This window comes from Paraburkholderia sp. BR14312 (genome assembly GCF_040948675.1).
GTDB lineage: Bacteria > Pseudomonadota > Gammaproteobacteria > Burkholderiales > Burkholderiaceae > Paraburkholderia > Paraburkholderia nodosa_A.
The window spans coordinates 261,654-275,630 of the sequence record NZ_JBFPKI010000001.1 but is presented as its reverse complement, the minus strand read 5'-3'; the positions used below and the strand labels follow the sequence as shown (position 1 = coordinate 275,630).

13 protein-coding genes are annotated in these 13,977 nt (G+C 61.7%); 12 read left to right on the top strand and 1 reads right to left on the bottom strand.

Annotation, left to right across the window (positions count from 1 at the left end; all coding sequences use genetic code 11):
• The first annotated feature begins 424 nt into the window (after nt 1-424).
• From AB3X98_RS01160 to AB3X98_RS01115, 10 genes are all read left to right on the top strand, one after another.
• Nucleotides 425-1,579 (top strand): porin, encoded by a 1,155-nt coding sequence (locus tag AB3X98_RS01160; RefSeq protein ID WP_368603230.1) that lies wholly within the window; start codon nt 425-427, stop codon nt 1,577-1,579.
• Nucleotides 1,580-1,786: 207 nt separating this feature from the next.
• Nucleotides 1,787-2,878 (top strand): LacI family DNA-binding transcriptional regulator, encoded by a 1,092-nt coding sequence (locus AB3X98_RS01155; protein WP_368603229.1) that lies wholly within the window; start codon nt 1,787-1,789, stop codon nt 2,876-2,878.
• Between the two features lie 174 nt (nt 2,879-3,052).
• Nucleotides 3,053-4,300: an ABC transporter substrate-binding protein gene (locus AB3X98_RS01150; RefSeq protein ID WP_368603228.1), complete on the top strand. Its 1,248-nt coding sequence runs from the start codon at nt 3,053-3,055 to the stop codon at nt 4,298-4,300.
• A 106-nt stretch (nt 4,301-4,406) separates the two neighbouring features.
• Nucleotides 4,407-5,432: a carbohydrate ABC transporter permease gene (locus AB3X98_RS01145; RefSeq protein ID WP_069262211.1), complete on the top strand. Its 1,026-nt coding sequence runs from the start codon at nt 4,407-4,409 to the stop codon at nt 5,430-5,432.
• Nucleotides 5,429-6,259: a carbohydrate ABC transporter permease gene (locus AB3X98_RS01140; RefSeq protein WP_028204698.1), complete on the top strand. Its 831-nt coding sequence runs from the start codon at nt 5,429-5,431 to the stop codon at nt 6,257-6,259. Before AB3X98_RS01145 ends, AB3X98_RS01140 begins: the two co-directional genes overlap by 4 nt.
• Before the next feature lie 67 nt (nt 6,260-6,326).
• A complete protein-coding gene (locus tag AB3X98_RS01135; RefSeq protein ID WP_368603227.1) occupies nt 6,327-7,664 on the top strand; it encodes a GH1 family beta-glucosidase in 1,338 nt (445 codons plus the stop codon).
• 13 nt (nt 7,665-7,677) lie between these two features.
• Nucleotides 7,678-8,808, top strand: a complete 1,131-nt coding sequence (locus AB3X98_RS01130; protein WP_368603226.1) for an ABC transporter ATP-binding protein — start codon at nt 7,678-7,680, stop codon at nt 8,806-8,808.
• Between the two features lie 28 nt (nt 8,809-8,836).
• Nucleotides 8,837-9,052: a hypothetical protein gene (locus AB3X98_RS01125; RefSeq protein WP_368603225.1), complete on the top strand. Its 216-nt coding sequence runs from the start codon at nt 8,837-8,839 to the stop codon at nt 9,050-9,052.
• A gap of 688 nt (nt 9,053-9,740) precedes the next feature.
• Complete coding sequence (locus AB3X98_RS01120) at nt 9,741-9,971, top strand: type II toxin-antitoxin system Phd/YefM family antitoxin (RefSeq protein WP_069262207.1); 231 nt, start codon at nt 9,741-9,743, stop codon at nt 9,969-9,971.
• Nucleotides 9,971-10,360 carry a type II toxin-antitoxin system VapC family toxin gene (locus AB3X98_RS01115; RefSeq protein ID WP_133183964.1) on the top strand — a complete coding sequence of 130 codons (390 nt, stop codon included), beginning with the start codon at nt 9,971-9,973 and terminating at the stop codon, nt 10,358-10,360. Before AB3X98_RS01120 ends, AB3X98_RS01115 begins: the two co-directional genes overlap by 1 nt.
• Here the strand turns inward: AB3X98_RS01115 and AB3X98_RS01110 are convergent.
• Entirely contained in the window at nt 10,339-11,415 is a 1,077-nt protein-coding gene (locus tag AB3X98_RS01110; protein ID WP_368603224.1) for a LacI family DNA-binding transcriptional regulator, read from the bottom strand. The two genes, AB3X98_RS01115 and AB3X98_RS01110, sit on opposite strands and share 22 nt — an antisense overlap.
• A gap of 285 nt (nt 11,416-11,700) precedes the next feature.
• Between AB3X98_RS01110 and AB3X98_RS01105 the strand changes: the two genes are divergently transcribed.
• Both AB3X98_RS01105 and AB3X98_RS01100 read left to right on the top strand, forming a co-directional pair.
• The gene (locus tag AB3X98_RS01105; RefSeq protein ID WP_069262204.1) at nt 11,701-12,996 is read left to right on the top strand and encodes an extracellular solute-binding protein; all 1,296 of its coding nucleotides are present in this window, start codon (nt 11,701-11,703) and stop codon (nt 12,994-12,996) included.
• Nucleotides 12,997-13,056: 60 nt separating this feature from the next.
• Nucleotides 13,057-13,974 carry a carbohydrate ABC transporter permease gene (locus AB3X98_RS01100; protein WP_256094494.1) on the top strand — a complete coding sequence of 306 codons (918 nt, stop codon included), beginning with the start codon at nt 13,057-13,059 and terminating at the stop codon, nt 13,972-13,974.
• The last annotated feature ends 3 nt before the right edge of the window (nt 13,975-13,977 follow it).

Below are 13,977 nucleotides of genomic sequence, written 5' to 3'. Positions count from 1 at the left end.
CAGATTTGCAACGCTGCGGACGCAACAGGCAAGAAACTCTCGTGTCGCCGTTGCAACTTCACAACGTCAGAGCGTCGCTTTTGAAAGCGCTGTCAAGCGCGATTTGGCCGAAGTAGCACAGCTGTTCGGTACATTTCCCTCGCTGCGCATATTTTCCCTCACGACCGCAAACGGAGTTGCGAGCTTTATGACCATAACGGAATGGTCACAAAGCAGGGGCCTACTCCGGGGCCGCGCGTCGCGCAACTGTTATCGGTAACAGAGTTTTCCCTAGCCCGCCGGTTCGATACACGGGGCAGGGGCGTCCCTATAATCGCCTCGAAATGTGATTCGGAACATTTCAGTGAGGCAGCCTGGTAGGGAACGTGTAGAGCGCACGCGACCTGCGCGGTTTGGAGACGCCAAAATATATATAGGATAGCTAATGAAAAAGAAGCTTATTGCATTGTCGGTGATGGCAGCTGCGACGACGATGGCGCACGCGCAAAGCAGCGTCACACTGTATGGCCGTATCGACAACGGCGTGCAGTACGAAACCAGCCTGCCGGGCGGTAACAGGTTCTCGGCACAGAGCGGCGACTGGGGTTGCTCCTGGTTCGGCTTGCTGGGTTCGGAAGATCTCGGCGGCGGCACGAAGGCGGTGTTCCAGTTGGAAGGCCAGCTCAATACGATGACGGGCGCCTCGGCAGGCAACCTGTTCGGTCGTCACGCCACGGTGGGCTTCAGCAACGACCGTTTCGGTCTGTTCAAGATGGGTAATCTCGGCGCCGGCGAACTTTCGCAGGACAGCTGGGGTGCGGACCCGCAGTTGATGCAGCGTTACGCGATTTCGACGCTGGTGCGCGGCCGCAACTGGGCGAGCACGAGCAACGGCGCGGAATATGATTCGCCCACGCTGTTCGGCGGTCTCGTGTTCAAGGGCCAGTATTCGCTGACCAACAACACGAGCTGGAACTCGGCACCGGTCAACGCCAAGGGCGTCCCGACGGGCCAGGGCCGTACGAACGCGATCGAAGGCATCTATACCTGGGGCAGTGGCGATTTCCGTGTGATCTATGACGAAGTCCGCGGCGCGGACGGTTCGTTCAACAACGTGTATTCGGCTTCGCGCTCGATTCTCGCTGGCGGCACGTACGTGATCGGTCCGGTGAAGATCTACGCTGGCTACCAGCATTTGAGCGCACCGAGCGCCACCAACGCAAGCATGGGCGTGACCGACGCGTCGCAGCCGGCTGGCGTGCGCGCACCGACGACGGTGGACCACGAGTGGATCGGCGCTGGCTGGCAGGTGAACGACGCTTCGGCGATCACGGCTGCGGTGTTCCACGCGAACGCGAACAACGGCAACGGCAACGCCACGCTGTTCACGCTCGGAACGACGTACAACCTGTCGAAGCGTACGTTCCTGTATGCGGAAGCCGGCTACGTGCACAACAGCTCGACGTCGAACATCAACCTTGGCAACGGTTCGTACGGCAACAACAACTTCGACGCGACGACGGGCACGTCTTCGAACGACAACCCGAACTACGGCCACAGCCAGACCGGCGTGTTCGCGGGCATCATGCACATGTTCTGATTTGACTTCGTTTGACCTGTAGTTGTTGTGATCTCTTTGTGTTAGGTACTGCTTAATTCTCTACATAGAGAGGCCGGTGCGATCTCTCCTCCACCCTGGTCGCGCCGGCTGCTTTTTCTGCGTTCTTTTAGCCCCTTCGAATTCGTATCCGGGAGCGCTTTTTTCAGTGTTTGAAAGCGCTTTCATGAAAATGTTCAGGCGGAACTCATGACCGACGGCACCAACGAAGCACCCGGCGCGCCCAGTGTCCAGAGCGGACCCACTCCGGGTCCCAACGTGACGCTGGAAGAAATTGCGCGCGCAGCCGGCGTGTCTCCGAGCACGGTGTCGCGCATCCTGAACGGCACCGCGCGTGTTCTCCCCGAAAAGCAGCGCGCGGTGGAAGAGGCGATCGCGCGGTTTAACTATCGTCCGAATGTGCTGGCGCGCAGTCTTGCGAGCGGTCGCACCGAAACTATCGGTGTCCTGACACAGGCCGTGTCGAGCCCGTTTTACGCCGAGTGGCTGCGCGGTATCGAAGAGGCGCTTTCCGAGCCGGGCTTCACGCCGATTTTCGTGAGCAGCCGCTGGAATGTCGTCGACGAAAAGGCGCGCCTCGAAGAATTCATCGCGCGCCGCGTGGACGGCATCATTCTGTTGCATGCGCAACTCGACGAATCGACGCTCACCGAATACTCGCGCTACGCGCCCATGCTCGTACTTGGGCGCTCGGTGCAAAACGGGACGGCGCTCGCTGGCCTGCCGATCGACAACCTGCAGGGCGCACGCGACGCGACCCGCCATCTGATCGAGCAGGGCCACCGCGAGATCGCGTTCATTGCCGGCCCGAGCAGTCACGAGGACGCGATCGAGCGTCTCGACGGTTACCGCATCGCCCTGGAAGAAGCGGGTATCGGCTTCGACGCCGATCTGGTCGAGCAGGGCGATTACCTCGAAACGGGCGGGCTCGCCGCCATGGAGCGGCTGCTGATGCGCCGGCCGTCGTTGAGCGCGGTGTTCTGCGCGAACGACCAGACCGCGTACGGCGCGCGTCTCGCGATGTTCCGCCGCGGCGTACGCGTGCCCGAAGATGTGTCGCTGGTCGGCTTCGACGATCTGCCGACTTCTTCGTACATGACGCCGCCTCTGACGACGGTGCGCCAGCCGACCTATGAAATCGGCCGTCTCGCCGCGCAAGGCATCGTGCAGATGATCCGCAAGCAGCCCATCGCACTGAGCCCCATTCCGCTCACGCTGGTGACGCGCGAGACGACGCGTCGCATCGGGCCGTCGCCGAGCCCGGGAGAGACGGGTGCATAAGGTTCGAATCCAGATCGGGCCGTTTTTTTAGTTTTGCGGTGAAAGCGCTTTCAAACAGATGAGCGCGGCAAGCAGGGCGTCAGGCACTGCGAATGAATACAACAGGGGAAGTAGTTCGTAGCAGCAGGGGAGCAATTGAACGTCACTCACAAACGTTTCACCAGGAGACATGTAATGAATTTCCGTTTTTCAGGCACTGCCGCTGCAGTTTTGCTCAGCCTGGCTACCGTGGCTGCGCATGCCAGCACCACGCTGACCGTCGCGGTGTTTCCGAAGCTCGACCAGGAAATCAAGGACGCGATTCCCGCGTGGAATAAGCTGCATCCGGACGTCGACATCAAGGTGTCGTCGCTTGCGATCGCCGATCACCACAACGCCATGACCACCGCGCTCGCAACGAGCTCGGACCTGCCCGACGTGATGGCCGTCGAAGTCGGCTTCATTGGCCGTTTCGCAGCGGGCGGCGGTCTCGAGAACCTGGCGAAGCCGCCCTATAACGCAGGCCAGTACAAGAGCCAGTTCATCAACTACACGTTCGCGCAGGCTACGACGCAGGACGGACAGATCGTCGGCATGCCGGGCGATATCGGCCCGGGCACACTGTTCTACCGCAAGGACATTCTCGACAAGGCAGGCGTGACCGAAGCCGACTTGACCAAGTCGTGGGAGTCGTATCTGGCGGCCGGGCAGAAGATCAAGAAGGCGACCGGCGCGTACCTGATGGCGTCGTCGCGCGATATCGAAGACATCTATATTCGCGCCGACCTGAAGGAAGGCGATGGCGTCTACTTCGACAAGGCCGGTAATCCGGTCGTGACCTCGCCGCGTTTCGTGAAGGCATTCGAGCTGGCGAAGAAGGCGCGTGATCTCGGCCTCGACGCGAAGATCACGCCGTGGTCGAACGAATGGGCCGAAAGCTTCAAGCGCGGCACGGTCGCCACGCAAATGATGGGCGCATGGCTCGGCGGCCACCTCTCCTCGTGGATCGCGCCGGATACGAAGGGCCTGTGGCGCGCAACGAATCTGCCCGACGGCGCTTATGCATCGTTCGGCGGCACGTTCTGGTCGATTCCGGTGAAGGCCACGCAAAAGCAGCTGTCGTGGGAATTCATCAAGTTCCTGACGACGCGCCCGGACGAGCAGCTCGCTTCGCTCCGCTCGATCGACGCCTTCCCGGCGCTGCTTTCGGCGCAGCACGACGACTTCTTCGCGCAGCCGGTGGCGTTCCTCGGCAACGAGAAGGCACGCCTGATCTGGCGCGATGCGGCCGCGCATATCCCGGCGATCCAGCGCAGCAAGTATGACCAGGTTGCCGAAGAGGCGGTCCACTCGGCGCTCGACAAGGTGGTCGACAGCAACGAGGACATCCACCAGGCGCTGCAGGAAGCACAGGCTGAAATCACGCATCGTGTCCGCCGTTAAGCGGCTCTGATGAAACGGCGCGGCACGCATTGCCGCGCTTTGAAGCCCGCTGCAACAGCGTGGCCGGTCGCCCCGGCCGGCCACGCCCGAATGGACGGAATTATTGATGAACTCTCCTCTGCCCACAACTGAACAGGTTTCCCGGGAAGGGCTCGTGCCCGATACGCACGCGCCGCTCGCCCACGCTCGTGGCAAGCCGCGGTTCAATCCGGTCAAGATTGCACCGTACCTCTTTCTCGCGCCGTTTTTTCTGCTGTTCGCCGTGTTCCTGGCCTTTCCGCTGCTGTTTTCGCTGTATCTCTCGTTCCAGAGTTGGGACGCGACAGCGGGGCTGGCGAGCATGAAGTGGGTGGGCCTGTCGAACTTCACCTTCACGCTGACGGACCCGTGGTACTGGAAATCGCTCTACAACACGGCTTCGATGGCGGTCATGTCCGGCGTGCCGCAGCACCTCATTGCGCTGCCGCTGGCGTTCTTTCTGCAAACCGCATTTCGCCGCTGGCGCAATTTCGTGGTCGGGCTGTATTTCCTGCCTTTCATCACGTCGAGCGTGGCGATCGCGCTGATCTTCTCGTCGCTGTATTCGACCGACTTCGGCATGATCAATCTCGCGATCGCCGAGATCGGCAAGATTCCGGGGCTGCACTGGATCGTGCCTTCGAAACCGATCGAGTGGCTGTATAACCCCGCGAACGTGAAGCCGGCGGTTTCCGTCGTCGTCTTCTGGCGCTACGTGGGCTGGAATACGGTGCTTTATCTGTCCGCGCTGCAAACCATTCCGAAGGATCTCTACGAAGCGGCGCGCATCGACGGCGCCAATGGCTGGCAACAGTTCACGCGCATCACGATTCCGCTTCTCAAGCCGATGATCTTCTTCGCGGTCACGCTTTCGATCATCGGTGGGCTGCAACTGTTCGAAGAGCCGTTCATCCTGCTCCCGAACGAAGGCATGGGCACAAGCCAGTCCGGCCTGACGACGGCGGTCTACATGTATCGCACGGCATTCCACGACGGCGACTTCGGCACGGCCAGTTCGATTGCGTGGCTGCTCTTTATCACGATTTCCGCGCTGATGTGGCTCAACACGCGCATTTTCCACCGCAGCGGCATGAAAGAAGAGGCACAGCGATGAAACTGTCGAAAAACAAGGCGCGTTATACGGGCTACGCCGTCGTGCTGGCGGGCGCGGTGCTGATGTTCTCGCCGTTCTGGTTCATGTTCGTCTTCGCTACACATACGAGTTCCGAAATTTTCTCGATGCCGCCGCCGCTGTGGTTCGGCAACGCGTTTCTCGACAACATGGCGTCGCTCATGCGTCACATTCCGTTCTGGCGCAATCTGGGCTGGAGTTTTTATACGGCCACGATCCAGACCGTGCTGACCCTGCTCGTCACCTCGATGGCCGGTTACGCGTTTGCGATGTATGAATTCCGCTTCAAGAAGACGCTCTTTGCCGTCGCGCTCACGGCCATGCTGGTGCCGCCGTTCCTCAGCATGATTCCGACCTTCATGACGATGAATCTGCTCGGCTGGATCAATCAGCCGCGCGCGCTCTACGTGCCCGGCGCGGCTGCCGCGCTCGGCGTGTTCCTCATGCGCCAGTACATCGCGTCGGCCATTCCGTCCGACCTGATCGAGGCGGCGCGCATCGACGGCTGCGGCGAGTTCCGCATCTACTGGAGCATCGTGCTGCCGCTGCTTGGGCCGGCACTGGGCACGCTCGGGCTCATCAGCTTCATTCAGGCCTGGAATAACTTCCTCTCGGCGCTCGTGGTGCTGCGTTCGCCCTCGATGTACACGCTGCCCCTCGCGCTGCGCATTTTGCAAAGCCCGACCAATTCGGACTGGGGCGCGGTAATGGCAGGCTCGGCGGTCGCCGTGGTGCCGTTGCTGGTGCTGTTCGCTTTCACCTCGCGGCGCTTGATCGACGGTTTGACGACCGGCGCGGTCAAGGCCTGAGTTTCGCTTCGTTCATTTCATGCCGCTCAAGCAAGAGCGGACACGACTATTCAGGATACCTACCGTTATGTCGACGTTTCAATTCAAGGAAAATTTCGTCTGGGGTGTGGCCACCAGCTCGTATCAGATAGAAGGCGCAGCCCGTGAGGACGGCCGTGGCGAATCGATCTGGGACACGTTCTGCCGGGTGCCCGGCAAGGTCGTGAAAGGCGAAAGCGGCGACGTGGCCTGCGATCACTACCATCGCCTCGAGGAAGATCTCGATCTGATGGCGCAAATGGGCGTCAACGCCTATCGCTTTTCGATTGCATGGCCGCGCGTGCAGCCGGATGGCCGCGGCGCGTACAACGAAAAGGGCCTCGCGTTCTACGAGCGTCTGGTCGACGGCTTGCTCGAGCGCGGCATCCAGCCGTTCGCGACGCTGTATCACTGGGACTTGCCGCAAGCATTGCAGACGGAGCAAAACGGCTGGGAAAGCCGCGATACGGCTTATCGTTTCGCCGACTACGCCCGCAAGATCGGCAGTGTGCTGGGCGACCGCGTGGCGTCGATCGCCACGCACAACGAGCCCTGGTGTACCGCATGGCTCGGCAACGCAACGGGCTACTTCGCGCCGGGCAATGCCGACCTGAAGAAGGCTGCGCACGTGGCGCATCATCTGCTGCTTTCGCACGGCCTGGCCGTTCAGGCCATGCGCGCCGATGGTGTGAAGGCGCCGCTCGGCATCGTGCTCAACCAGTCGCCGGCACACGGCGCGACCGACGCGCCTGAAGACCTCGCAGCCGCATCGCTCGAATACGCGAAGTTCGTCCGCTGGTACATGGACCCGATCTTCAAGGGCGAATATCCGGCCGAAGCGCTGCAATGGTATGGCGCGAACGGCCCGCAAGAGGTGATCCGCGAAGGCGACTTCGACATCATCGGCACGCCGCTCGACTTCCTCGGCATCAACTACTACACGCGTATCTTCGCGAGCGCTTCGGGCAACAAGCGTCCACCGGGCGTGCACGGCTTCACGGACATGGACTGGGAAGTCTACCCGGAAGGTCTGACCGAACTGCTCACGAAGCTCAATGCCGAGTACAAGCTGCCGCCGATCTTCATCACCGAGAACGGCTGCGCGTCGAAAGACGTGCTCGAAAACGGCCGCGTGCAGGACACCGACCGCATCCGTTTCCTCGATCTGCACCTCGCCGCATTGTCCGAAGCCGCACGACAAGGCGTGGACGTGGCCGGCTATTTTGCATGGAGCATGCTGGACAACTTCGAATGGGCGTGCGGTTACGACAAGCGCTTCGGCATGGTGTACGTCGACTACGAGACCCAGAAGCGGACGCTGAAGGACAGCGCGCACTGGTATGGCAAGGTCATCGCGGAACATGCCGCCGCCGATCAAGCGTACTAAGGAGGACATAACAATGGGCGAACTCGTATTGCGCAACGTCGTGAAGACGTATGGCGAAGGTCCGCAGATCATTCAGGGCATCGATCTTCGTATTCCCGATGGACAGTTCACGGTATTCGTCGGGCCGTCGGGTTGCGGGAAGTCGACCATGCTGCGCATGATCGCCGGGCTCGAGGAAGTGAGCGGCGGCGACATTCTGATCGACGGCCTACGCGTGAACGATCTGCAGCCTGTGGACCGCGGCGTGTCGATGGTGTTCCAGAGCTACGCGCTCTACCCGCATATGACGGTTGCGGAGAACATGGGCTTTTCGCTGAAGCTCTCGGGCAAATCGAAGCGCGAAGTACGCGAGGTCGTGGGCCGCGCTGCCGAAATCCTGCAGATCACGCACCTGCTCGAGCGCAAGCCGAAGGCGCTCTCGGGCGGCCAGCGGCAGCGCGTCGCGATTGGCCGCGCGATCGTGCGCAAGCCGCGCGTCTTTCTGTTCGACGAGCCGCTGTCGAATCTCGACGCGGCGCTGCGCGTGCAGATGCGCATCGAACTCGCGAAGCTGCATCGGGAACTCGGCACGACGATGATTTACGTCACGCACGATCAGGTCGAGGCGATGACGCTCGGCGAGCAGATCGTGGTGTTCAACAAGGGGAACATCGAGCAGACGGGCGCGCCGCTCGATCTGTACGACCGGCCTGCGAACCGTTTTGTCGGCGGCTTCATCGGTTCGCCGCAGATGAACATGCTCGGCGCGACGGTCGTGTCGCAAAACGGCGTGCAGACCGTCCTCGCGCTTGCGGGAGCGAGCCACCGTATCGCGTTGTCGGGCCGCCCGGATCGCGCACTCAATGGCGAATTGACCCTGGGCGTGCGCGCCGAACACTTGAGCATCGGCTTCGCGGACGAAGGCATCGCCGCTCGCGTGGAGCTGGTCGAACATCTGGGCGATGTCTCGATCCTGCACGCGCGTCTCGACGGCATGGCGCACGCCGTCGCGCTCAAGCTCGACAAGAAGGACGCGCAATACGAGCCGGGCGCGCGCGTGGCCATCAAGGTGGCCTCGTCCGCGGTCACGCTGTTCGATGCGAAAGGCGACGCGGTGGCGTTCGAGCGTCCCCAGGTGGGAGAGCACGTTCAAGCCGTCGTTTGACGTGCCGGTTTGGTCGGGGAAGAGTGCCATGACGAACAAGAAGGACGATTTCGCGTCCGCTGTCAATGCGCGCAGCGGGCAGGCCGCGACGTCCGATGAAACGCGCGATGTGACGGAGAGGGAGCGCGAGTCGCAACGCGACCGCCAGGAGAAACGGCGCGAGCCGCTGCATGCGTTTATCGTTCATTTCGATGCGGAGCCTGCGACGAAGCCGCCGCCGGATGAGCCGGACCAGCGAGTGTGACGATATGGGGGCAGGGATAATTATGAGTGTCGCGAATCGGCGTTACGACTTTTCTTACCGCCCATTTAACGTTAGCCGGAACGGTACTTTTTTGCAGTACCCTGTGGCCAGCTTTCCAGGCGCTCTTTGCTTACTGGGCTGGGATCCGGCGCGGTTTACGCGGACTCCGCGTCGATTCGCCAAGCCTAGGTAAACCACGCATGGCGGCGCCGGAAACGGGCATTTAACATGAATTAACGTTAAGGGTAACGTTATTATGTTTCTGCTTAATCGATGGTCTGCAGCAAAGGTAATCACCTCCCCCAACGCTCCGCTTTCCTGCGGCAGCGTCCGTATCGGCAAGCGAAGCGTACACCGCTACTCGCGCATATCCGCCGGCAAGCAACACACCCTGTTGTCGTGCCTCGCGGGTCGCTCGATCACAACTCGGGCTGCTTGACGGGCATCCATCAGACAGACCGATTATATGAAAGCGAAAGGGCCGCGGGGCGGATTCGGGCGAAACATGTTACCGGTAAAAACCCGCAGTTCGTTGGTGCGAGATATACCGGTGCAGGGCGTAGTTCAGGCAGGAAACGGTTGGGCGACGCCGATAAAGAGCCATTGGGGTGCGAAGCGCAATTTCGTTGCGTGCGCAACGACCCGATGCAATAAAAATCCGATAGAATTTTGATGGGTGGAGAGCGTCATGGAAAAGCGAGTATCCAAAGCCATTTTCAAGTCCCGCGCCTGCGAGCTGTTCCGCCAGGTCGAAACGCTGGGCGAAACCGTCGTCGTGACGGACCGGGGACAACCCACCATTGAAATCCGGCCGTATCGCAGCAAGACGGAGAATCCGCTCGAGCTGCTGCGCGCGTCGATCACGCATTTCAATCTCAAGCACGCGCTTGCACCGGTTCCCGCCGAGCAGGAAGAGTAATGATCACGCTCGACACGCTTGCGCTCGTGTGCTGGCTCGGCAAACAGAAAGCGCTGAGTCAGGCCGCGCACGATGCGATCGACCGTGAACTCGACGGCGGCGAGATCCTCATTTCAGCCATCAGCGCGCTGGAAATCGCGGAGTTCGTGAAGGCGGGCAGCCTGGGACTTTCCATGGATGCCCGTAGCTGGCTCTCGACGTTTCTGAAGCTGGATGGCGTGCGCCTGATTCCGGTCGATTCGGAAATTGCGTTCCGGGCGGCGACGCTGCCGCCCGCGCTCACTTCGCATCAGAGGCTGATCGTTGCGACCGCCCGCACGCATGGCGGCGCGCTCGTGACCTCCGATGCGAAGGTGCGCGCCTCGACTTACGTCGAAACGATCTGGTGACGCGAGCGGCGGTGGCGCGCTCGCACCGGTCCGGTCGAGTCGCGCACCACCAGCTCGGCAGGCAGCGTGATGCGCTGCGAAGCGGCGTCGATGCCGGCGATCTGCGCGAGCAGCGTATTGACCGCCGAACGCGCCATTTGCTGAAACGGCTGGCGAATCGTAGTGAGGGCAGGATGAAACTGCTCGGACATGGGGATATCGTCGAACCCGATCACGGAAATGTCGTCGGGCACGCGCAGGCCTGCTTCCCTGACTGCGGCGATCACGCCGAACGCGCTCTGGTCGTTGGCCGTGAAGATCGCGGTGGGTGGATCGGGGAGATTGAGCAGGTCGAACGTGACGTCGAACGCCATCATTTGCGAGAGGTCGCCCGCGGCGACCAGCGCGTCTTCACGTGGCAGGCCGAGCTTGGCGAGGGTGTCGCGATAGCCGCGCTGGCGGTCGCGCACGCCTTCGATGGTTTCGTCGCCGGCGAGAAACGCAATGCGCTTGTGGCCGAGTTCCGCGAGATGCTCGACCGCGAGACAGGCGCCGCCGTAATTGTCGACGGACACCGAAGGAAAGCCCGTGAGCGTGCCGCGCTGATCGACCACCACTACGGGCACTTTGGCCGTGGCGAGGGCTTCGAGGCAGAGCGATTCGCGTGGCAGGATGGCGAGAATGCCGTCGGAAAATTGCTGGATCAACCCGAGCAGGTCGTGATGCGTATGGCGGTCTTCGTCGAACACGGTGTACACGAGCATTTCCATGCCCGCGCCGCGTGCCGCGCGGCCCGCGCCGAGCACCAGTTCGCTCGAGAACTGCGTGTCGAGCGTGGGCGTAATGATGCCGATGATGCCGTTGCGCCCGCCCGAGAGTTTCTGGGCGGTGCGGTTCACGACATAGCCGATGTCCGAAGCGATTCTCAGTACTTCGTCGCGCGTTTCGCGCGACACGCCCGGGCGTCCATTGAGCGCGCGCGACGCGGTCATCTGCGACACCCCGGCAAGCTTGGCGACGTGCTCAAGCGTTGGAGTTTGCCTTGCCATGCGTGGTGTGGGCTTACGAGAGGTCATGTCTGCGAAGACTCGCTCGTGACTCGCTGGTTACTCCGCGGATGGGCCGCTCGTCACGTTAGCGATACCGTTTGTGTGCTGGTTATTCTATCAGATGCGCGCTTGTGCAACCGTCCCCGTGCGTACCACCCTTGCGCAGGGCGCAAGCTCCCACGGGGGCTCACCAGGAAAATCCCGCATAGCCGTAGTTTGAGTCTCGGCTTAACATCCACTAACGTTAAGGCTAACGTTAAACCCGCAGATAACTCAGGTAGCTCTCAAAATTCCTAAAGAGGGGACACAAACATGGCGTACCCAGGTTTCTCCACGGCGCGGGCCATTGCCGGCGCCACGGCACTGCTGTTTTCACTGTCTGCAGTCGTTTCGAACGCCGTTGCGGCGGAATCCAAAACCATCACGGTATGGGATCAGCAGACCAATGCGTCGTCGAGCAAGATCATCCGTGACGCGTCGGACCGCTTCGAAAAGGCCGATCCGGGCTACAAGGTCGAGAATTCGCACGTCCTGAACGAGGCGTACAAGACGAAGCTGAAGGTGGCGTTCGGTGCGAACCAGCCGCCGTGCGTGTTCGAGAACTGGGGCGGCGGCGGCCTGCAGGAATATGTGAAATCCGGTCAGATCGTCGACCTCACGCCGTACCTGAACAAGGACCCGGCGTATCGCAACCGCTTCATGCAGTCGTCGTGGAGCGTCACGACGTTCGGCGGCAAGACCTACGGTGTCGCTGCCGAAAACGCCGCGGCCGCCGTGATCTTCTACAACAAGGAAGTCTTCAAGAAGTACGGCATTACGCCGCCCAAGACGTGGGATGAACTGATGCACGTCGTGGATGTGCTGAAGCAGCACAACGTGGCAGCGTTCTCGCTTGCGAACAAGAACAAGTGGACGGGCTCGATGTACTACATGTACCTCGTCGACCGTATCGGCGGTCCGCAAGTCGTGAGCGACGCGATCGCAGGAAAGGGCAAGGGCTTCGAAGATCCGGCGTTCATCGAAGCCGGCAAGCGCATTCAGGAGCTCGTGAAGGCGGGCGCGTTTGCGCCGGGCATCAACGGCCTCGACTATGACTCGGGTGCATCGCGCCGTCTGCTGTATACGGGCAAGGCCGCGATGGAGCTGATGGGCGCCTGGGAAGCTTCGACGATCGCCAACGAAAATCCGACGTTCTCGAAGGATCTCGACTTCTTCCCGTTCCCGAGCGTGCCGGGCGGCAAGGGCGACCCGCGCGACCTGATCGGCACGGTGGGCGATGGCTTCCTGAGCATCTCGACCGAGTGCAAGACGCCGGAAGCCGCATTCAAGCTGATCCAGTCGCTGACCGACGACCAGGCGATGCAGGCGCGCGCGTCGGATGACCACAAGCTTCCGCCGGTCAACAACGTCAAGATCGACGATCCGTTCACGCAGCGTCTGCAGCAACTGCTTGCCGCGGCGCCGAGCGTGCAGCTCTGGTACGACCAGGCTCTGCCGCCGGCGTTGGGCGAACTGCACAAGGACACGACGCAGGCGCTGTTCGGTCTGTCGGTGACGCCTGAGGCGGCCGCGCAGCAAATGGAAGCCGCTTCGAAGAAGGGCGGTTGATCTCCAGCACTCAGGAAAAGTCCGGCTGGCGCCGCAAGGCGCCGGCCGGCTGAAAAGCTCGTGAATATTGCACTTTCCGCTACACCCGAACGCCGGCTGAAGCTCTCCTCGCAAACGCTCGTCACGGTCGTGTTTCTCGCGCCGGCGCTGCTGCTGCTGGCCGTGTTCCTGCTTTATCCGCTCGTTTCCAGCTTGCGGCTGTCGCTGCTCGACTGGAATGGTCTCGGCAATACGGCCCGCTATACGGGGCTCGCGAACTGGGCGCGGCTCGCACATGACACGGTGTTCTGGCAATCGCTCAAGAACAACGTGATTCTCGCGCTCGCCTCGATTGTCATTCAGCTTCCTGTCGCGCTGGCGCTCGCCGTGCTGCTGGAAAAGGCCGGCCGTGGCTCGCGCGTGCTCAAGGTTCTCTATTTTCTGCCGCTGCTCATGTCGAGCGTGGCGATCGGCGTGCTGTTCAAGCAGATCTACGATCCGAATTTCGGACCCCTGAACGTCGCGCTGCAGGCATTCGGGCTCGATGGTCTCGCGAAGGACTGGCTGGGCGACCCGCACTTCTCGCTGGGCGCGACCATCGCCGTGATCATCTGGCAGAACGCGCCTTTCTACATGATTCTGTTCCTCGCCGGCCTCTCGTCGATGCCGGCCGAGGTTAACGAGGCAGCGCTGCTCGACGGGGCTTCCGAGTGGACCATCTTCTGGCGCATCAAGCTGCCGCACCTGCAGGGCACGGTGCGCACGGCCGTGATCCTTTCCGTGCTCGGCTCGCTGCGTTACTTCGATCTCGTCTTCGTCATGACCGGCGGCGGCCCCGAGGGCTCGTCCGAGGTGATGGCCACCTACATGTATCGCACGGTGTTCAGTTCGTTCCAGCTCGGCTACGGCAGCACCATCGGCTCGGCGATGTTCCTGATCGTCATCGCAGTGGCGGCGGTGTCGATGTACTTCACGCGCCGCTATGCAACCGAGGTCTGAAGC